Here is a 20263-nt window from a genome sequence, read left to right as displayed (position 1 = left end):
CGATGCGCCCAGAACGACCGAGCGGGCGGGCGATCGCCGTGATCATCCGGTGCCGCAAGGCACACCCATCTGACCGCAGCTGGAAGACTTGGGTACCCGTGATCTCGGGTCGTCCCCAACAGGCTGCTTTTAGTCTTAACGTGTCGCGTTTGATTAAAACGCGTAGGGGGCGATCACGGGCCGGGCCGGCCGTTCATGCGCCTATGACCCGTTGTAAAACTGTCACCAAAATCGTCGGCGCGTGCTCGAACCGTTTCCCACACAGGGGCGACCAATCGGCGGTGACGTGGCTTTGCTTTCGGCAGGGCCCGCCGCCATGATGCCCGCGGCTTGCGCGTGGGGCTGCGATTTGAGTTACCCAGGTTCGTCACATGATGTTGCCAGCAATCGTCGTGTCTCGCGTTGCGCCGGTCGAGAGACTCGCGAACAAGCTGGCCATGAGTCCGTCGCCGTTTTTACGCACATTTGAATCCAGGCGGCATTCGTCCGTGCAGGGGAGTTGTCCATGATTGGTCTGGTTCGCGCCGTCACTGTCTGCGCCACGCTGGCGTTCGGCCTCGTCTCGGCTCACGCGGCCGACAAGGCTTTCCGACGGGATGAGCTGGCGGATTCCGCGATCAAGCTCGAGGCGCAGATCAAGAGCGAGGCGGGGCCTGTCGCCAAGAGCGCGGCAACTTTGCGCACCGACGCGGACGCCGCGTTCAAACGCTCGGATTTCCGGGCCGGTCTGCAGACGCTGGGCCAGATCGTGGCGATTGCGCCCGATGACAGCGCCAACTGGCTGCGGCTCGCCAAGACGATCTTCCAGATCCGCCCGGCAACCTCGTCCGAAACCACCTTCCTGCGCGAGCGGGCTGCGACAGCGGCCTATATCGCCTATCAGCGCGCCGGCAATGCCGGCGAGGAGGCCGAGGCGCTGGCCGTGCTCGGCCGGGCCATGGAAGAACGCAAACTGTGGCGCCCGGCACTGGACGCGCTGCGCCTGTCGCTCGAGATGCGCGAGGTCGCCGATGTCCGCGGCCAATACGAGAAGCTGCGCGACGATCACGGCTTCCGGCTGCTCGATTACACAGTGGACTCGGATTCCGCCTCGCCGCGGGCCTGTTTCCAGTTCTCGGAAGAACTCGCCAAGCGGGTCGATTTCGCGCCGTTCCTGGCGCTCGCCGGCAGCGACAAGCCGGCATTGACCTCCGAGGAGAAGCAGCTCTGCGTCGAGGGCCTCAAGCATGGCGAGCGCTACAATATCAACCTGCGCGCCGGTCTGCCGTCGACGGTGAAGGAGAGCCTGCCGAAATCGGCCGAGTTCAATATCTATGTGCGTGATCGCAAGCCGTTCGTGCGTTTCACCGGCCGCGCCTATGTGCTGCCGCGCACGGGCCAGCAGGGTATCCCCGTGGTCTCGGTCAATACCCAGGCGGTCACCGTCAATGTGTTCCGGATCGGCGACCGCAATCTGATCAACACCGTCATCGGCAGCGACTTCCAGACGGCACTGAGCAAGTACCAGCTTGAGAGCCTCGGCGACGAGCGCGGCATGAAGGTCTGGACCGGCGAGCTGGCCACGGCGTCGACGCTCAATGCCGACGTCACCACGGCATTCCCCGTCGATCAGGCCATCGGCGAGCTGCAGCCCGGCGTTTATGTCATGACCGCGGCGGCCAAGGGTCCGGGGTCTGGCAGTGGCGATGACGACGGCTCGCTGGCGACCCAGTGGTTCATCGTGTCGGATCTTGGTCTCACGGCTTTCTCGGGCAATGACGGCATCCACGTTTTCGTCAATTCGCTCGCTTCGACCGATCCGATGACCAAAGCCTACGTCCGGCTGGTCGCGCGCAACAACGAGATTCTTGCGACCAGGAAGACCGACGACTCCGGCCATGTGCTGTTCGAGGCGGGGCTCGCCAAGGGCGAGGGCGGTCTGTCGCCAGCATTGCTGACGGTGACATCAGACAAGAACGACTATGCGTTCCTGAGTCTCAAATCGAACGCCTTCGATCTCAGCGATCGTGGCGTCTCCGGCCGTGCGGTTCCTGCCGGTGCCGATGCCTTCGTCTATGCCGAGCGCGGCGTCTATCGTTCCGGCGAGACGGTCTATCTCACCGCGCTGTTACGTGACGGACAGGGCAATGCCGTCACCTCGGGCCCAATGACCCTTGTCGTCGAGCGTCCGGATGGCGTCGAGTTTCGCCGCGCTGTCCTGCAGGACCAAGGCGCAGGCGGTCGCAGCCTGACGCTGCCACTGAATTCGGCGGTTCCAACGGGCACCTGGCGCGTTCGTGCCTTCACCGATCCAAAGGCGCCGTCGGTTGGCGAGACCACTTTCATGGTCGAGGATTACGTCCCGGATCGGATTGAATTCGATATATCTTCCAAGGACAAGCTAATCAAAGCTGATGCTCCTGTAGAACTTAAAGTCGATGGTCGCTTCCTCTACGGCGCCCCCGCGTCGGGCCTGCAGCTCGAAGGCGATCTGCTTGTCAGCCCTGCCGCGAACCGCCCAGGATTCGCCGGCTACCAGTTCGGCGTTGCCGACGAGGAAAGCGCCAGCAATGAGCGGACGCCGATCGAAGGCCTGCCGGAGGCCGATGCCAATGGTGTCGCGACGTTCCCGGTTAGCCTCGCCAAGCCGCCGTCCTCGACGCGGCCGCAGGAGGCGCAGATCTTCATCCGCATGACCGAATCCGGCGGCCGCGCCGTCGAGCGCAAGTTCGTGCTGCCTGTTGCGCCGAGTGCGCCGATGATTGGCGTGAAGCCACTGTTCAAGGACAAGAATGTCGCCGAGGGGGACAACGCCGCTTTCGACGTGGTGGTCGTGTCGCCGGAGGGAACCTCGCTGGCCCGCAGCGGACTGCGCTACGAATTGCTGAAGATGGAATCCCGCTACCAGTGGTATCGGCAGAATTCGTCCTGGGATTATGAACCAGTCAAATCGACGAAGCGCGTCGCCGATGGCGATCTCACCATCGCCGCCAATGCGCCGGCCCGCATCTCGCTGCAGCCGCAGCCCGGCCGCTATCGGCTCGACGTGAAATCGAATGAAGCTGACGGTCCGATCACCTCGGTGCAGTTCGATATCGGCTGGTATTCCGACGGCAGCGCCGACACGCCGGACCTGCTGGAGACATCGATCGACAAGCCGGAATATCTGTCGGGCGACACCATGATCGTTTCGGTCAATGCCCGCACAGCCGGTCTTCTGACAATCAATGTGCTTGGCGACCGCCTGCTGACGACCCAGAGCATTCAGGTCAAGGAAGGCCAGTCGCAGATCAAGATCCCGGTCGGCAAGGACTGGGGCACGGGTGCCTATGTGGTGGCCACGCTGCGCCGACCTCTCGATGCCGCCGCCAAGCGGATGCCCGGCCGCGCCATCGGGTTGAAGTGGTTCGGTATCGACAAAAGAGCACGCACGCTCGACGTCGCACTGTCGCCGCCCGCGCTGATCCGCCCGAGCTCGACGCTGAAGCTGCCGGTGAAACTCGGCGGGCTCAATCCCGGTGAGGACGCCAAGATCGTCGTTGCCGCCGTCGATGTCGGTATTCTCAACCTGACCAATTACAAGCCGCCGGCGCCGGATGACTATTATCTCGGCCAGCGCCGCATGACGTCGGAAATTCGCGACATCTATGGGCAGTTGATCGACGGCATGCAGGGTACCCGCGGCCAGTTGCGCACTGGCGGTGATAGTGCCGGCGCGCAGATCGAGGGCTCGCCGCCGACCCAGAAGCCGATGGCGTTGTATTCCGGCATCGTCACCGTGGCCGCCGACGGCACTGCGCAGATCGAGTTCGAGATTCCGGAGTTCGCCGGCACCGCGCGCGTGATGGCCGTGGCCTGGACCGCGACCAAACTCGGCCGCGCCACCGTGGACGTCACGGTGCGCGATCCCGTAGTCCTGACGGCGACGCTGCCGCGGTTCCTGCTGTCCGGCGACAAGGGCACCATGAGCTTCGATCTCGACAATGTCGAAGGCGCACCGGGCGATTACACCATCGCTGTAAAGACCTCCGGCCCCGTCAAGGTGACCGGCAATCCGGCCACGACGATCAAGCTCGCCGCCAAGCAGCGGACCTCGATGGCGCTGGCGATCGATGCATCCGGTGCAGGCACGGCGCAGTTCGACGTCGATATCAAGGGACCGAACGGGCTGACACTGGCTCGGCACTATGTGCTCGACGTCAAGGCGGCGACGCAGGTCTTGGCGCGGCGCTCGATCCGCACGCTGGCGAAGGGCGAGAGCCTGACGCTGACATCGGACATGTTCTCCGATCTCGTATCGGGCACCGGCGGCGTCTCGCTGTCGGTCAGCCTGTCCACGGCGCTGGATGCGGCAACCATCCTGAAGGCACTGGATCGCTACCCCTATGGCTGCTCCGAACAGATCACCAGCCGTGCGATGCCGCTGCTCTATGTCAACGACCTCGCCGCCGGCGCGCATCTGGCGATGGACACCGGCGTCGACCAGCGTATCAAGGACTCGATCGACAGACTGCTGGCACGTCAGGGCTCGAACGGCTCGTTCGGCCTGTGGTCGGCGGGCGGCGACGATGCCTGGCTGGACGCTTACGTGACGGACTTCCTGACGCGCGCTCGCGAGAAGGGGTTTGTGGTGCCGGATGTGCTGTTCCGTGCCGCTTTGGACCGCGTGCGCAATTCGGTCGTCAATGCTGACGAACCGGAGAAGGACGGCGGTCGCGATCTCGCTTACGGCCTTTATGTGCTGGCCAAGAACGGTACCGCGCCGATCGGCGATTTGCGCTATCTCGCCGACACCAAGCTGAAGAACCTGGCGACGCCCATCGCCAAGTCGCAGTTGGCAGCGGCGCTGGCGCTGGTCGGTGACCGCGCCCGGGCCGAACGCGTCTATGCGGCGGCCGTCGAAAGCCTCGCACCGAAGCCGGCCATCGAATTCGGCCGCGTCGATTACGGTTCGGCGCTCCGTGATGCCGCAGCACTGGTCTCGCTGGCCAGCGAAGGCAATGCGCCGCGTGCAACGCTGACGCAGGCGGTCCAGCGTGTCGAGGCCGCGCGCGGCCTGACGCCCTTCACCTCGACGCAGGAGAATGCGTGGCTGGTGCTGGCGTCGCGTGCGCTGGCCAAGGAAGCCAACACGCTGGCGCTGGACGTCAACGGTTCGCCGGTGAAGACCGCACTCTATCGCAGTTACAAGGCCGCGGAGATGGCGGGCCAGCCGATCAAGATCACCAACACTGGCGATACGCCGGTGCAGGCCGTCGTCTCGGTGTCGGGTTCGCCGATCACGCCGGAACCGGCTGCGTCCAACGGCTTCAAGATCGAGCGCAATTATTTCACGCTCGACGGCAAGCCCGCAGATGTCACCAAGGCGAAACAGAATGATCGCTTCGCCGTGGTGCTGAAGATTACCGAAGCCAAGCCGGAGTATGGGCACATCATGGTGGCCGACTATCTGCCGGCCGGTTTCGAGATCGACAATCCGCATCTGGTGTCGTCGGGCGACAGCGGCACGCTGGACTGGATCGAGGATGGCGAAGAACCTGAGAACACCGAATTTCGCGACGACCGCTTCACAGCGGCGATCGACCGGAAGAGCGACGACAAGGCGGTGTTCACCGTCGCCTACATCGTCCGCGCGGTGTCGCCCGGGAAGTATGTCCTGCCGCAGGCCTATGTAGAGGACATGTATAATCCGTCACGCTACGGGCGGACGGGGACGGGCAGTGTCGAGGTCGCGAAGGCGAAATGAGCGAGGGCACGTCCACACCACACACTCCGTCATCCCCGGGCTTGTCCCGGGGATCCATGTATTCTTGTGTGGATCGTGGGCAAGACGTGGATGGCCGGGACAAGCCCGGCCACGACGTGAGGAGAGGCTGGTGGCTTATCCGAAAGGCTGTCGCCGCTGCCACCGTAGTTGTGGTCCTGACTGGTGCAGCGACCGCCGCGTGGGTGGCCTCCCTCGGCCCTTTGCCGCTCGACCAGGCCCGCAAAATCTCCACCACCGTTATCGATCGCAACGGCAAGCTCCTGCGCGCCTATGCCATGACCGACGGACGCTGGCGGCTGCCGGTCGACGCGAGGACGTCCGTTGACCCCGGCTATCTCAACATACTGCTCGGCTATGAGGACAAGCGCTTCTACAGCCATCATGGCGTCGATCCACTGGCGCTCGGCCGCGCCGCGCTGCAGCTCGTCACCCGCGGCGAGATCGTGTCGGGCGGTTCGACCATCACGATGCAGCTTGCGCGGCTGATCGAACCACGGCAGCAACGCTCGATATCGGCGAAGATCAGACAAGCCGTCCGTGCGCTGCAGATCGAGCGGCAGATGAGCAAGGACCAGATCCTCGATCTCTATCTGGCGCTGGCGCCGTTCGGCGGCAATCTCGAAGGTATCCGCGCTGCGTCGATTGCCTATTTTGGCAAGGAGCCGAAGCGGCTGTCGTTGGCAGAGAGCGCGCTGCTCGTAGCGTTGCCGCAATCGCCGGAACACCGCCGGCTTGATCGCCATCCCGGCAATGCCCGCGTGGCGCGCGACCGCGTGCTCGAACGTATGGTCGGCGAGGGCAGGGTGTCGGCTGCCGATGCCATGCAGGCGAAATCCGTCAGCGTGCCAAAGCTGCGCAAGCCGATGCCGATCCTGGCGCCGCATTCGGCGGATCAGGCGACATCACTGCACAAGGATCGCCCGATTATCAGGCTTGCGCTCGATGCGGGTATCCAGCGTGCGCTTGAAGGCCTCGCGCGTGATCGCGCGGCGGCACTGGGCAACAATATCTCCATCGGCCTGATCGCAGTCGACAACGAGAGCGGCGACGTGCTCGCCCATGTCGGTTCGCCCGACTATTTCGACGATCGCCGCGCCGGGCAGGTCGATATGACCCGCGCGGTGCGTTCTCCGGGCTCGACGCTGAAGCCATTCATCTATGGCCTCGCCTTTGAAGATGGCTTCGTGCATCCGGAAAGCCTGATCGAGGATCGGCCGGTGCGCTTCGGCAGTTACGCGCCCGAAAATTTCGACATGAGCTTTCAGGGCACCGTGCCGGTGCGCAAGGCGCTGCAGCTCTCACTGAATGTGCCGGCTATTGCGCTGCTGGATCGTGTTGGCGCGTCGCGGTTGTCGTCACGGCTCAAACAGGCGGGCGGCAATCTGTTGCTGCCGCCGGGTGAGGCGCCCGGTCTGGCCATGGGCCTCGGCGGCGTCGGTATTACGCTGCAAGACCTCGTCCAGCTCTATACGGGCGTGGCGCGGCTCGGCAGTTCGAAGCCGCTCCGGGAGATCATGCAGGCCAATGGCGGCGACGATCGCGAGCCCTTGCGGCTGATGGACCCGGTTGCAGCCTGGCAGGTTGGCAATGTTCTGATCGGCACACCGCCGCCGGAGAATGCCGCGCATAACCGGATCGCCTTCAAGACCGGTACCAGCTACGGCTATCGCGACGCCTGGTCGGTCGGTTTCGACGGACGCATGACTATCGGCGTCTGGGTCGGCCGGCCCGATGGCGCGCCGGTGCCCGGCCTGGTCGGTCGTACGGCGGCGGCTCCGATCCTGTTCGATGCCTTTGCCCGGACCGGCAAGCTGCCGGCTTCGTTGCCGAAGGCGCCCAAGGGCGTGCTGATGGCCAGTAATGCAAAATTGCCGCTGCCGCTGCGCCGGTTCCGCCCGGTCGGCGAGTTGATCCGTACCGGCAGCGATCAGGCCCTGCACATCCAGTTCCCGCTGAACGGTTCCCGGATCGATGCCAGTGGCGGCGAGGGGCAGCTTTCGGCCGTACCGGTCAAGGTGGCCGGCGGGGTGCTGCCCATGACCGTTCTGGTCAACGGCATGGCCGCCGGGGAACTCGACAGCCGGCGCCAGCGGCTGGTCGATCCGCCTGGTCCGGGTTTCGTCCGGCTGACGGTCATGGACGCCATGGGCACCGCAGACACAGTTGTGGTCAGAATCCAATAAGCACGGGCTAACTGGTTGTCCGGTCGGCGGTTTCAGCGTATGCGACAGGCATGGCCGAGACCTATCCAAGACCCCGATTTGGCGCCCCGCGCGAGCCGAAAACCCGTGTCGATCCAGGCAGCAGACTGGTGCGCGTGCTGGATTTCGTCAGCTCCGGCCATGCCCGCGCAGTCGCGTTCCTGACCATTTGCGGGTTCCTGTTCTTCCTGCCGGGCTTCTTCACCATCCCGCCGATTGACCGCGACGAAGCGCGTTTTGCGCAGGCGACCAAGCAGATGGTCGAGACCGGCGATTTCGTCGACATCCGGTTCCAGGACGAGGTCCGCTACAAGAAGCCGGTCGGCATCTACTGGATGCAGGCGGCCGTGGTCGAGACCGCCGAGGCGCTGGGCTTGCAGAACGCCGAAGTCCGCATCTGGCTCTATCGGGTGCCATCGCTGATCGGCGCCATTGGTGCAGTGCTGCTGACCTATTGGACCGCGCTGGCCTTCCTGGCGCGGCGCGGCGCCGTGCTGGCTGCGTTGATCATGTGCAGTTCGGTCTTGCTCAACGTCGAGGCCCGGCTCGCCAAGACCGACGCCATGCTGCTGCTGACGGTCATTGCCGTGATGGGCGCGATGGCGCGAATTTACCTGGCGTGGCAGCGTGGCGAGGAGGCCGACAAGTCGCGCTGGCAGGAGCCGGCGGTGTTCTGGACGGCCATGGCGATCAGCATTCTGGTCAAGGGCCCGCTGATCCTGATGTTCGTCGGGCTGACGATCATTGCGCTGGCGATCATGGATCGCTCGGTCGCATGGCTGTGGCGATTACGGCCGCTGGTCGGCGTCATCTGGATGCTGTTCCTGGTGCTGCCGTGGTTCGTCGCGATCTTCCTGAAGTCGGGGCAAGCGTTCTTCTCCAATTCGCTCGGTGGCGACATGCTGAGCAAACTGGCTGCACAAGAATCCCACGGCGCGCCTCCGGGCATGTATTTCCTGCTGTTCTGGATTACCTTCTGGCCCGGGGCACCGCTGGCCGGTATGGCCACGCCGGCGATCTGGCGCGCGCGCCGCGAGCCCGGCGCACAATATCTGCTGGCCTGGCTGATCCCATCCTGGATCGTGTTCGAAGTCGTGATGACCAAGCTGCCGCATTACGTGCTGCCGCTCTATCCGGCGATAGCCATCCTCGTCATCGGCGCGCTTGAACGCCAGGTGCTGGCGCGCAATTGGCTGGCGCGCGGCGCGGCTTGGTGGTTCGCGATCCCGGCGCTAACCGCTGTGGTCGCCGAGATCGGTGCCGTCGCGATCGTCCGCCACCCGGTGTTTCTGGCGTGGCCATTTGCCGCCGCAGCACTGGTGTTCGGCCTGTTTGCCTGGTGGCTGTATGATAACGCCCGCGCAGAACGCTCGTTGCTGAATGCGGTTGTGGCCTCATTGTTCATGAGCGCCGCCTTTTATGGCGTGCTGCTGCCGTCGCTCCGACCGCTGTTTCCGAGTGTGCAGATCGCACGTGCGCTGCGTAATGTGGTCTGCGTCGGTCCCAAGGCTGCAGCAGCGGGATATCACGAGCCGAGCCTGGTGTTCATGACCGGCACATCCACACAACTCACTGATGGTGCCGGCGCGGCGGATTTCCTCGGGCAGGGCAGCTGTCGCTTCGCGCTTGTCGAATTGCGTTCAGAACGCCAGTTCGCGATGCGCGCCGAGGCCATCGGCCTGCGCTACAACATGGCAACCCGCATCGACGGCTATAACTTCTCGCAGGGCAAAGCGATTTCGGTGGCGATCTATCGCTCCGAAGGGACCGAGTAATGGTAGCCCCGGACAAATCGCAGCCACAGACCTATCTGTCGCAACTCGTTGCGCTGGTCTGGCAGTCGTTCGCACAGCTCGTTCGCGCACCGTCGCATTCGCGGCGAGCCGAAGCTGCTCGTTATTGGGCGCGCCGTTCGCTGGCGCTTGGCGCCGTGACAGCCGTGATCATCATCGCACTGATGTTTATCGTCGATGCCACCGAGATCGGACTGATGCCGGCGCGGGGCACGGCTGGCCTGTGGCCGCTGCGTATCTTCACTGACTTCGGCAAGGACGAATATGTCCTGCTGGCGTTGTTCGCGTTTATGATCGTTCTGGCCCTGCTGGCGCCGCTGCGGCACGGCACGTCGCGCGCCGTACTTGTCAGCTTCGGCACGCGCATTCAGTACATCTTCCTGTCGGTCGCGCTCTCCGTCTTCGTGGCTGAAATCATCAAAGGCATGCTCGGCCGCGGCCGGCCATTCGTCAGCGGCGCCGCGGACCCGTTCCACTTTTCGCATTTTGCCTGGACGCCGGCCTATGCCAGTTTCCCGTCGGGTCATGCGACCACCAGTTTCGCATTAGCTTTCGCGGTCGCCGCGCTCTGGCCGCGGCTGCGCACAGTGATGATCGTCTATGCGGTCGCCATCTGCGCCAGCCGTCTCGTCCTGCTGGCGCATCACGCCAGTGACGTGGTCGGCGGCGGGCTGGTCGGCTGGATCGGAGCCATGACGGTGCGGTACTGGTTTGCGGCCCGGCATCTGGCTTTCACCATCCACCAGGACGGCACGATCGACCCGCTGCCAGGGCCGTCCGCAGGCCATCTCAAAAGGGTTGCCCGCGGGACCGCGGCCCCATAATAAGCGGTCTTCGCCGGGCTGGCTGCGACAAGTTCCCGCAGGACCGCCCTCCAACCATGAGCTCCGATTTGTCCGCTTCCGAAGCTGCCCCCGTCGACGTCTCCATTGTCGTGCCCGTGCGCAACGAGCAGGACAATGTCGCGCCTTTGATCGCCGAGATCACCGCCGCGCTCGACGGCCGCTGGCCCTATGAGATCATCTACGTCAATGACGGCTCCACCGACGCGACGCCAGCACGGCTCGCCGAGTTGATGCAAACGCGCGCCAACCTGCGTCGCATCGACCACGCTGCGTCATCGGGCCAGTCGGCCGCCGTGCGAACCGGCGTGCGCAACGCCCGCGGCGCCATCGTGGCCACGCTGGACGGCGATGGCCAGAACAATCCGGCATTCCTGCCCAACCTGATTTTAGCCATTCAGGACGGCGGCGGCCGTGTTGGTCTCGCCGCCGGGCAGCGCGTTGGCCGCAAGGATACCGGCTTCAAGAAAGCCCAATCGAAGATCGCCAATGCTGTACGCAATGCGATCCTCAAGGACGGTACCCGTGATACCGGCTGCGGTCTGAAGGCGTTCCGCCGTGATGTGTTCTTGTCGATGCCTTATTTCGATGGTCTGCATCGCTTCCTCCCGGCGCTGGTGCGTCGTGAGGGCTTCGACATCGCTTATGTCGATGTCACCGATCGGCCGCGCCATTCCGGTGTGTCCAATTATGGTTTTTTCGATCGGCTCTGGATCGGCATCATGGATCTCGCTGGCGTCTGGTGGCTGATCCGCCGCAAGCGTACGACGCCGGTCGCAACCGAGTTCAAATAAATGCTGATTCAATACGGTCAGGCGCTTGGCGATTATATCTACGACGTCTTCGTCGCGAAGTTCGATTTCTGGCTCGCCTTTGGCCTGATAGCGCAGCTGCTGTTTACCGCGCGTTTTCTCGTGCAATGGATTTCCAGCGAACGCGCCGGACAGAGCGTGGTGCCGATGGCCTTCTGGTTCTTCTCCATGGCCGGCGGGTTCATGACGTTGATCTACGGCATAGCCAAGCGCGAGCCGGTGATCATCCTCGGCCAGGCTTTTGCCACCGTAATCTATGTCCGCAACATCATGCTGATCATCAAGAACCGCGGCAGCGGATCGAAGACGCTCGAGAGCTGAGCGTCTTCGTCTGGCGTCCTCGCCGATCAAAGCGCCGCGTTGAACGCCGCCAAGCCGCGCTCCAGATCGGTTTTCAGATCATCCACGCTTTCCAGGCCGATATGAAACCGCAGCGCCGGACCGCCGGGCGCCCATGTCGTAGCGCTCCGATAATCCGAGCAGTCGAACGGGATGACGAGGCTCTCGAAGCCGCCCCAGGAATAGCCCATGCCGAACAGCTTGACGGTGTCGAGCAGGGCATCGACGGCCTTTTGCGGCGACGGCTTCAGGATGATGCTGAACAGGCCGGATGCGCCGGTGAAATCGCGCTTCCAGATGGCGTGGCCTGGATGGCTAGGTAAAGCGGGATGCAGCACCTTCAGCACTTCGGGGCGGGTCTCCAGCCACCGGGCCATCTCCAGCGCCGAGTGCTGATGATGAGCGAGCCGCACCGACATCGTGCGTAGTCCGCGCAGCGCGAGGAAGACGTCGTCCGGGCCGGCACATGTCCCGAGCAGCCTGATGCCTTCGCTGATCAGCGGCCACGCTGCGTCGTTGGCGGAGATGGTGCCGAACATGATGTCCGAGTGGCCGCCGATATATTTGGTCGCCGCCTGCATACTGATATCGACGCCCTGTTCGAGCGAGCGATGATAGAGCGGCGTGGCCCAGGTGTTGTCGTCGAGCACCAGCGCGCCGCGCGCATGCGCAATGCCGGCAATGAGAGGCACATCCGGCATCTCGAAGGATTGTGAGCCCGGCGCTTCGACCAGGACGGCGCGGGTATTCGATTTGAACAGCGCTTCAATGCCGGCGCCGATCAGCGGATCGAAATAGGTGGTCTCGATGCCGTAGCGTGCCAGCATGCCGTTGCAGAAATTGCGTGTCGGCCGATAGGCGCTGTCGCTGACGAGGAGATGATCGCCGGCCTTGAGCACCGAGAGCAGGGCGGTCGAGATCGCGGCGAGGCCCGATGGCACGAGCCCCACGCCGGCACATTTCGGGCCTTCCAGCGCCATCAACGCTTCCTGCAATGCCTTGGTGGTCGGCGTGCCGTGGCGGCCATACTGAAACTCGCCGCGATGCGCGTGGAGGTCGTCGGCGGTCGGATACAACACCGTAGAGCCACGCACGACCGGCGGATTGACGAAGCCCCGCTGCGATTTGGTGTCGCGGCCAGCGGTGACGATCACGGTGTCCGTGTTGAGCGAGGTGGTGCCGTGATTATCGTTCGAAGCTGTCATAATGGGGCCGCCGGTCTGCAGGTGTTGCAAGGCCATTGGCATCTGGGTTGCCGAATGGCTGGTTCCGTCACTAAGAGGACACAGCGGATGGCCGTCAACCCCTTGACCCGGCTGGCTGATCGTTCTCTGTTGCGGACCTCGCGATCCCCCGCGGCACGTTGGGGCCTGCCGCGAAATCTGCGATTTCCTGCTGATTCGTGCGGTCTTTTTAGATCGTCTCTGCTGTCGTTCGCCTTTCCGGTCGGGCCATTCACGGCTATGGAACTGATCCGTAGGCTCGTCATTCAATTCTTTGCGTCGACCGAGCGTCCTGACGTCCCCAAAGAGGCCTTACATGAAACGCGCAACCTTGATGTTCTCTCTCGCTCTTGCCGCCAGTCTGACCGCGGAAGGCGCATCTGCGCAGACGCTCAAGACCGTGAAGGACCGCGGCATGCTGTCCTGCGGCGTCACCCAGGGCTTGCCGGGTTTCTCGGCGCCGGATGACAAGGGCAACTGGGTGGGTTTCGATGTCGACCTGTGCCGCGGCATTGCGGCGGCGATCTTCAATGATGCCACCAAGGTCAAATATGTGCCGCTCTCGGCGAAGGATCGCTTTACTGCCTTGCAGTCCGGCGAGATCGACGTGCTGTCGCGCAATACGACCTGGACGCTATCGCGCGATACGTCGCTCGGCGTAAACTTCGCCGGCATCAATTACTATGATGGCCAGGGCTTTCTGGTCCGCAAGGCGCTCAAGGTGAATTCGGCGCTCGAACTCAACAGCGCTTCGATCTGCCTGCAGACCGGCACCACCAACGAGCAGAATGTTGCCGACTATTTCAAGGGCAACAACATGAAGTATGAAGTCATCGCGTTCTCGACCGCCGACGAAACCATCAAAGCCTATGAGTCGGGCCGCTGTGACGTCTTCACCGCTGATCTCTCGCAACTTTATGCGGAACGCCTGAAGCTCACCGTGCCCGCCGATCACGCGGTGTTGCCTGAAGTGATCTCCAAGGAGCCGCTCGGCCCGCTGGTACGCCATGGTGATGATCAGTGGCTGGATGTGGTGCGCTGGACGCTGTTCGCCATGATCAATGCGGAGGAGCTCGGCATCACGCAGAAGAACGTCGATGACCAGGCAAAATCCGACAAGCCGGAGCTGAAGCGTATCTTTGGCACCGACGGCAATCTCGGTGAAACGCTGGGCCTCACCAAGGACTGGTTTGCGCGCATCATCAAGGCGACCGGCAATTACGGCGAGGTGTTCGACCGCAATGTAGGCGCAGGCTCCAAGCTCGGGATCTCGCGCGGACTGAACCAGCTCTGGAACAAGGGCGGTATCCAATACGCACCGCCGATCCGCTGAGCGCATCATCGCCCGTGGCGACATCGACCGAAGCCAGAAAACCGCCGCTGCAACTCGCTGCAAAACTGCGACGTGTGCTGGGCGGGCAGGCGGGCTGGAGCGGCTTTGTGCTCCAGATCGTGTTTGTCACGGCGCTGGTCTGGATCGGCTATGAGATCGTCGAGAATGCACGCTCCAATCTGGCCGCGCAGAAGATCGCATCCGGCTTCGGATTCCTGTCAAACACCGCGGGCTTTGCGGTCAGTCAGGCGCTGATCCCGTATTCGGAATCCGACACCTATCTGCAGGTGTTCTTTGTCGGCCTCGTGAACACGCTGGTCGTGTCGCTGATCGGCGTCGTCTTTGCTACGATTATCGGCTTCATCGTCGGCCTCGGCCGGATGTCGCCGAATTGGCTGCTGGCGCGGATCGCAGGCGGTTATGTCGAACTGATCCGTAACCTGCCGCTGCTGTTCCAGATCCTCTTCTGGTATCTCGCCGTGCTCGCGACACTGCCGCAGCCGCGGCAGAGCATCTCGTTGCTGGACAGTTTCTTTCTCAGCAATCGCGGCTTTGGATTGCCAAAGCCGATCGGGACGGAGGCTTTCATGGAGTTCGCGGTCGCTGTGATCGTTGCGATCATCGCCGCGGTGGTCTTGCGCATTTATGCGCGACACCAGCTCTTCGCCAATGGGCGTGTAATAGCTGTCTGGCCGATGACCTTGGGCTTGCTGGTCGGCTTGCCATTGCTGACGGCGCTCGTGCTCGGCAAGCCCGTGACATTCGAGTATCCGGTGCTGAGAGGCTTCAATTTCTCAGGCGGCCTGCGCGTACTTCCCGAATTCGTCGCGCTGACACTGGCGCTCTCGACCTACACCGCCGCCTTCATCGCCGAGATCGTGCGCGCGGGAGTCCAGTCGGTGCATAAAGGACAGACCGAGGCGGGCGCATCGCTTGGACTTAGCCGGGGTGCAACGCTGCGGCTGATCGTGGTGCCGCAGGCGATGCGCGTGATCCTGCCGCCGCTGACCAACCAGTATCTCAACCTCACCAAGAATTCGTCGCTGGCTGTTGCCATCGGCTATCCCGATCTGGTCTCGGTCTTTGCCGGGACGACCATGAGCCAGACCGGGCAGGCCATCGAGATCATCGCCATCACAATGGCGGTCTATCTCGTGATTTCACTGGTCACTAGCGCCATCATGAGCGCCTATGGCTGGCGGATCTCGCGGAGCATGGGCGCATGAGCGACACCAGCTTCGTTGCAAAAGAACTGGTTACAGAGCGCGCCGCTCCCCTGCGCAGCACGGGTTTCGTCGGCTTCGTGCAGACACGGTTGCTGAATTCACCGACCAATATTCTGCTGACTGTCGTCAGCCTGTTGCTGCTGTGGTTCACCATTGCCCCCACGGTCAAATTCCTGCTGATCGACGCCGTCTGGCAGGGGCAAGACCGCACAGCGTGCCTACCGGAAAACGTTGGCCACGCCGTCGGCGCCTGCTGGCCGTTCGTGCAGGCCAAGTTCACGCAGTTTATCTACGGCTTTTATCCTGAGTCGGAACGCTGGCGCGTCAATCTCACTTTCCTGCTGGGCGCGCTATTGCTGTTGCCGCTGCTGATCCCGCGTCTGCCCGCGAAGAGCGTGAATGCCGGACTGTTCTTCCTTGCCTTCCCTGTCGTGACGTTCTTCCTGCTGTATGGCGGTGGCATCAATGGCTTCGGAATCAGTTGGGCCACGGATTTTCTGTCGACCGTCGCGGTCCACATCACGGTTGTCGGTCGCCGGCTCAGGGGCATCGGCCTTCTGTCCGATATTGCTGTCATCGGTTATCCGCTTACGCTGATAGGCGACGGCGTCGTAGCATTCGGCGACGGCCTGCAACTCGTCGCGCTGCCGTTTGAGTGGTTACGCAACGAAGGCGTCAATCATGGCAAACCTGTCTGGTTCGAACTGACGACAACCGCCATCATTGTCTCGCTGCTTATGTTCTTGTTGAACGGCCACTTCCGCAGCGGCTGGCGTGCGCTGGCCAACAGTATCTCCGTCTTCGCTGGCATCGCCGTCGTCATCGCCCTGCTGCGGCTTGATCGTGGCGGATTGCCGATCGTCGATACGCGGCTCTGGGGCGGATTGCTGGTGACGCTGGTGGTTTCGATCACCGGCATCGTGACGTCGATGCCCGTTGGTATCGCGCTGGCGCTCGGCCGACGCTCGACCATCCCGCTGATCCGGCTGTTCTCGATTGCCTTCATCGAATTCTGGCGCGGCGTGCCGCTGATCACCGTATTGTTCTTTGCCACTTACATGCTGCCGCTGTTCCTGCCTGGCAATTTCACTGTCGATGGCCTGGTGCGTGCGCTGATCGGCATCGCGCTGTTTGCCGGCGCCTACAATGCCGAGGTGATCCGCGGCGGGTTGCAGGCGATCCCGCGCGGTCAGGCGGAGGCGGCGAGTGCGCTCGGCCTATCTTGGTGGAAGACGACACGGCTGGTGGTGATGCCGCAGGCGCTGCGCCATGTTATTCCCGGCCTCGTCAATAGCTTCATCGCGCTTTTGAAGGATACGTCACTGGTGTCGATCGTGGCGCTGTTCGATTTGCTCGGCCAGCTCCGCGCGGCGTTCGCAGATCCGAATTGGTCGACGCCGACGACCCTGTTCACCGGTTTTGCCTTTACCGGCATCATGTATTTCGTGATGTGCTTTGGCATCTCGCGCTATTCGTTGTTCGTCGAGCGTCGGCTCAATGTGCATCGACGGAGTTGAGGTGACATGTCCGTATCCGTGAATCCCATCGTCTCGGTTGCCGGCCTCAACAAATGGTTCGGCGATTTCCACGTGCTGCGCGACATCGATCTTGCGGTCGGCCCCAGCGAGCGCATCGTGATCTGCGGGCCGTCGGGCTCGGGCAAATCGACGCTGATCCGCTGCATCAATGCGCTGGAGGAGTTTCAGGAAGGCCGGATCACGGTCGACGGCATCGAACTCGGTCCCAACCTGCGCCGCGTTGACGATATCAGGCGTGATGTCGGGATGGTGTTCCAGAGCTTCAACCTGTTTCCGCATCTGACGGTGCTTGAGAACTGCACGTTGGCGCCGATCTGGGTACGGCATATGCCGAAGAAGGACGCCGATGCTGCGGCGATGAAGTATCTGGAGCGGGTGCGCATTCCAGACAAGGCCAATGCCTATCCCGGTCAGCTCTCCGGCGGCCAGCAGCAGCGTGTGGCGATCGCCCGGGCGCTGACGATGACGCCGAAGGTGATGCTGTTCGACGAGCCGACATCGGCGCTGGACCCGGAAATGGTCAAGGAAGTGCTCGACACCATGGTCGATCTTGCCGGCGAGGGCATGACCATGCTTGTGGTCACACACGAGATGGGCTTTGCCAGGGAAGTCGCCAGCCGCGTGGTATTTATGGATGCCGGGCAGATCATCGAGGCGAATACACCGGACAAGTTTTTCGCCAATCCGCAGCATGCGCGGACGAAGCTGTTCCTGAGCCAGATTCTCCGCTGAGGCCTTGCGCCTCAGACTTTCTCGAACGGCACCGAGATATCGCTCTTCGTCTCCAGCCATGCCGGCACCGGCAGGTTCTTGCTGCGCATGAAGTCGGGATTGAACAGCTTCGACTGATAGCGGCCACCGGAGTCGCAGAGAATGGTGACGATGGTCTTGCCCGGGCCCAACTCCTTTGCGAGGCGGATCGCGCCGGCGATGTTGATGCCGGTCGAGCCGCCGAGGCAGAGGCCTTCGTGCTGGAGCAAGTCATAAATGACGGCGACGGCTTCCTCGTCAGAGATCAGGAATGCAGTATCGACCTTCGCGGTCTCGATGACCGGCGTCACGCGGCCAATCCCGATGCCTTCCGTGATGGAATCGCCGGGCGTGGACTTGGCTTCGCCATGCTTGAACCAGTTATACATCGCAAAGCCATTTGGATCGGCGCAGGCCGTAACAATGTTGTTGTTCTTTTCCTTCAGGTAGCGGGTCGTGCCGGCTAGCGTGCCGCCGGTACCGACTGCCGAAATGAAGCCGTCCACCTTGCCGCCAGTCTGCTCCCAGATCTCGGGGCCCGTCGATTCATAATGGGCTTTGGCATTGTCGAGATTGTTCCACTGGTCGGCAAACAGAACGCCGTTCGGCTCGGTCTTGCGCAGCTGATCTGCGAGCCGTCGTCCGACATGCTGATAGTTGTTCGGATTGGCGAACGGCAGTGCGGGCACTTCGATCAGCTCGGCGCCGTTGAGCCGCAGCATATCTTTCTTTTCCTGGCTCTGCGTCTCCGGGATCACGATTAGCGTGCGATAGCCGCGCGCGCTCGCCACCACGGCGAGACCGATACCGGTATTGCCCGCAGTCGACTCGACAATGAGACCGCCGGGCTTCAGATCGCCGCGCTTCTCGGCTTCAAGGATCATCCATTTGCCGGCGCGGTCCTTCACCGACTGGCCGGGATTCATGAATTCGGCCTTGCCGAGAATGGTGCAGCCGGTCAGTTCGGATGCGCGCTTCAGCTTGATCAGAGGCGTGTTGCCGATCGCCTCGACGACGTCTTTGTTGAAGGTCATGGTGCTGAAATTCTTCGCTCGGGTTGTCGATCTCGCGGCGACCCTAGTGGAGGCCGCCGGGCCAGACAAGGGAAGGGTCTGGCCTCACGATCTGGTGCCGCAGTGCGGAAAGTCCAGAGCGCGGACTATGGGGCTTTTGCGAATACGACCTGGCGAACGTCGATATTCCCCGACAGGAAACCGGCCTCGCAATAGGCCAGGTAGTATTCCCACAGCCGCCGGAACCGGTCGTCGAAACCGAGCGGCGTCAGGCTTGGCCAGGCCGCGCGGAAACTATCTCTCCAGGTCGCCAGCGTCTTGGCATAATCCAGTCCGAATATGCGTTCCTTGATGACAGGAACGCCGTATCTGGCCCCGAGGGATTTCAGGATTTCCGGCGACGGCAGCATGCCGCCGGGAAAGACGTAGCGCTGAATGAAGTCGACCTCGCGCCGATAGGTCTGGAAGAACTTGTCTTGGATCGTGATGGCCTGGATACCGATCAATCCGCCGGGTAGCAGCCGGTCGCGCAATTGTGAGAAATACTGCGGCCAGAACTGTTCGCCGACGGCCTCGATCATCTCGATCGAAGCGATGCGGTCATACTGTCCACGTTCGTCGCGATAGTCCTGAAACTTGATCTCGACCTTGTCGCCAAGGCCCGCGTCCTGCATCCGCTTACGTGCGAAATCGCGCTGCTCGGTCGAGATGGTGAGACCGGTGACATGTGCGCCGTAGTTCTTCGCGGCATATTCGGCAAAGCCACCCCAGCCGCAGCCGATCTCCAACACCTTCTGGCCGTGCTTCAGATCGATCGCTTCTGCAAGCCGGCGATATTTGTTGTTCTGCGCGGCCGTGAGATCCTGCGCGCCGTCTTCGAAAATCGCGGACGAATAGGTCATGCTCGGATCGAGCCACGCAGAATAGAACGCGTTGCCGATGTCGTAGTGCGCGTAGATGTTCTTGCGAGCTTGCCGCTTGGTGTTGCGATTGAACCAGTGACGAACGATCTGGACGAAGCGCATCAGCGGATTGTTGCCGAGCATCACCTGAATGAGATCGTGATTGACGCAGAACAGATACAGGAATTGCGTGAGATCCGGCGTGTCCCATTCGCGGTGTAGATAGGCTTCCGCGATGCCGATATCGCCGCCATTCACAAGACGCGACGCGAAAGCGTAACTGCTGATCGTCATCTCTGCGGCGGGACCGGGCTCCATGCCGCCCAGCCGGACACGCCGGCCATCGGGGAGTGTCACGTCGAGCGTACCGCGCCGCAGACGCGAGCCGAAACCAAGCGCCAGACGGACGATGCGCGGCAGATCCGGCAGCGTCTTGTCGACATTTTCCGGAGTAAGAACGATCAGGTCAGACATGCGCAGATCCAGGGGAGTTCGTGGTTCTGTGTTCGCATTCAAGTCGCATGGATGGATGTGCCTGCCGCTCT

13 protein-coding genes are annotated in these 20263 nt (G+C 62.7%); 10 read left to right on the top strand and 3 right to left on the bottom strand.

Features of this window, described 5'->3' with window-relative positions:
* Positions 1–505 precede the first annotated feature (505 nt).
* Genes AB8A50_RS06215 through AB8A50_RS06190 form a run of 6 tightly spaced genes read left to right on the top strand, consistent with a single transcriptional unit; the run spans position 506 to position 11715 of the window.
* On the top strand, positions 506–5725 hold the full coding sequence (locus AB8A50_RS06215; protein ID WP_439077170.1) for an alpha-2-macroglobulin family protein: 5220 nt from the start codon (positions 506–508) through the stop codon (positions 5723–5725).
* Positions 5722–7929 carry a penicillin-binding protein 1C gene (gene pbpC, locus AB8A50_RS06210; protein WP_439077169.1) on the top strand — a complete coding sequence of 736 codons (2208 nt, stop codon included), beginning with the start codon at positions 5722–5724 and terminating at the stop codon, positions 7927–7929. The genes AB8A50_RS06215 and pbpC overlap by 4 nt, the downstream gene beginning before the upstream one ends.
* Before the next feature lie 50 nt (positions 7930–7979).
* Positions 7980–9722: an ArnT family glycosyltransferase gene (locus tag AB8A50_RS06205; protein WP_120289647.1), complete on the top strand. Its 1743-nt coding sequence runs from the start codon at positions 7980–7982 to the stop codon at positions 9720–9722.
* On the top strand, positions 9722–10564 hold the full coding sequence (locus tag AB8A50_RS06200; RefSeq protein WP_175368988.1) for a phosphatase PAP2 family protein: 843 nt from the start codon (positions 9722–9724) through the stop codon (positions 10562–10564). The genes AB8A50_RS06205 and AB8A50_RS06200 overlap by 1 nt, the downstream gene beginning before the upstream one ends.
* Before the next feature lie 56 nt (positions 10565–10620).
* Positions 10621–11376 carry a glycosyltransferase family 2 protein gene (locus AB8A50_RS06195; RefSeq protein ID WP_439077168.1) on the top strand — a complete coding sequence of 252 codons (756 nt, stop codon included), beginning with the start codon at positions 10621–10623 and terminating at the stop codon, positions 11374–11376.
* Entirely contained in the window at positions 11377–11715 is a 339-nt protein-coding gene (locus AB8A50_RS06190; protein WP_089264280.1) for a lipid-A-disaccharide synthase N-terminal domain-containing protein, read from the top strand.
* A gap of 26 nt (positions 11716–11741) precedes the next feature.
* On the opposite strand, the gene metC is transcribed toward AB8A50_RS06190, so the two are convergent.
* Positions 11742–12938 carry a cystathionine beta-lyase gene (metC, locus tag AB8A50_RS06185; protein WP_439077167.1) on the bottom strand — a complete coding sequence of 399 codons (1197 nt, stop codon included), beginning with the start codon at positions 12936–12938 and terminating at the stop codon, positions 11742–11744.
* Between the two features lie 334 nt (positions 12939–13272).
* Here metC and AB8A50_RS06180 point away from each other — a divergent pair, with 334 nt between their 5' ends.
* Genes AB8A50_RS06180 through AB8A50_RS06165 form a run of 4 tightly spaced genes read left to right on the top strand, consistent with a single transcriptional unit; the run spans position 13273 to position 17785 of the window.
* The gene (locus AB8A50_RS06180; RefSeq protein WP_439077166.1) at positions 13273–14289 is read left to right on the top strand and encodes an amino acid ABC transporter substrate-binding protein; all 1017 of its coding nucleotides are present in this window, start codon (positions 13273–13275) and stop codon (positions 14287–14289) included.
* Between the two features lie 14 nt (positions 14290–14303).
* A complete protein-coding gene (locus AB8A50_RS06175; RefSeq protein WP_439077165.1) occupies positions 14304–15515 on the top strand; it encodes an amino acid ABC transporter permease in 1212 nt (403 codons plus the stop codon).
* Positions 15512–17032, top strand: a complete 1521-nt coding sequence (locus AB8A50_RS06170) for an amino acid ABC transporter permease (RefSeq protein ID WP_439077164.1) — start codon at positions 15512–15514, stop codon at positions 17030–17032. The genes AB8A50_RS06175 and AB8A50_RS06170 overlap by 4 nt, the downstream gene beginning before the upstream one ends.
* 6 nt (positions 17033–17038) lie before the next feature.
* Positions 17039–17785 carry an amino acid ABC transporter ATP-binding protein gene (locus AB8A50_RS06165; protein WP_439077163.1) on the top strand — a complete coding sequence of 249 codons (747 nt, stop codon included), beginning with the start codon at positions 17039–17041 and terminating at the stop codon, positions 17783–17785.
* An 11-nt stretch (positions 17786–17796) separates the two neighbouring features.
* On the opposite strand, the gene AB8A50_RS06160 is transcribed toward AB8A50_RS06165, so the two are convergent.
* A complete protein-coding gene (locus AB8A50_RS06160) occupies positions 17797–18837 on the bottom strand; it encodes a cysteine synthase A (protein ID WP_439077162.1) in 1041 nt (346 codons plus the stop codon).
* Between the two features lie 125 nt (positions 18838–18962).
* Entirely contained in the window at positions 18963–20192 is a 1230-nt protein-coding gene (locus AB8A50_RS06155; protein WP_439077161.1) for a class I SAM-dependent methyltransferase, read from the bottom strand.
* Positions 20193–20263: the final 71 nt, after the last annotated feature.

Source organism: Tardiphaga sp. 841_E9_N1_2, from assembly GCF_051811065.1.
Classification (GTDB): Bacteria; Pseudomonadota; Alphaproteobacteria; order Rhizobiales; family Xanthobacteraceae; genus Tardiphaga; species Tardiphaga robiniae.
This window is presented reverse-complemented; position numbering and strand designations above follow the sequence as displayed.

What these genes read in the sequence shown, in the direction of transcription:
- AB8A50_RS06190 (WP_089264280.1), top strand. Translation starts at nt 11,377, where the DNA reads ATGCTGATTCAATACGGTCAGGCGCTTGGCGATTATATCTACGACGTC.
- pbpC (WP_439077169.1), top strand. Translation starts at nt 5,722, where the DNA reads ATGAGCGAGGGCACGTCCACACCACACACTCCGTCATCCCCGGGCTTG.
- AB8A50_RS06180 (WP_439077166.1), top strand. Translation starts at nt 13,273, where the DNA reads ATGAAACGCGCAACCTTGATGTTCTCTCTCGCTCTTGCCGCCAGTCTG.
- metC (WP_439077167.1), bottom strand. Translation starts at nt 12,938, where the DNA reads ATGACAGCTTCGAACGATAATCACGGCACCACCTCGCTCAACACGGAC.
- AB8A50_RS06215 (WP_439077170.1), top strand. Translation starts at nt 506, where the DNA reads ATGATTGGTCTGGTTCGCGCCGTCACTGTCTGCGCCACGCTGGCGTTC.
- AB8A50_RS06160 (WP_439077162.1), bottom strand. Translation starts at nt 18,837, where the DNA reads ATGACCTTCAACAAAGACGTCGTCGAGGCGATCGGCAACACGCCTCTG.
- AB8A50_RS06165 (WP_439077163.1), top strand. Translation starts at nt 17,039, where the DNA reads ATGTCCGTATCCGTGAATCCCATCGTCTCGGTTGCCGGCCTCAACAAA.
- AB8A50_RS06200 (WP_175368988.1), top strand. Translation starts at nt 9,722, where the DNA reads ATGGTAGCCCCGGACAAATCGCAGCCACAGACCTATCTGTCGCAACTC.
- AB8A50_RS06155 (WP_439077161.1), bottom strand. Translation starts at nt 20,192, where the DNA reads ATGTCTGACCTGATCGTTCTTACTCCGGAAAATGTCGACAAGACGCTG.
- AB8A50_RS06195 (WP_439077168.1), top strand. Translation starts at nt 10,621, where the DNA reads ATGAGCTCCGATTTGTCCGCTTCCGAAGCTGCCCCCGTCGACGTCTCC.
- AB8A50_RS06170 (WP_439077164.1), top strand. Translation starts at nt 15,512, where the DNA reads ATGAGCGACACCAGCTTCGTTGCAAAAGAACTGGTTACAGAGCGCGCC.
- AB8A50_RS06205 (WP_120289647.1), top strand. Translation starts at nt 7,980, where the DNA reads ATGGCCGAGACCTATCCAAGACCCCGATTTGGCGCCCCGCGCGAGCCG.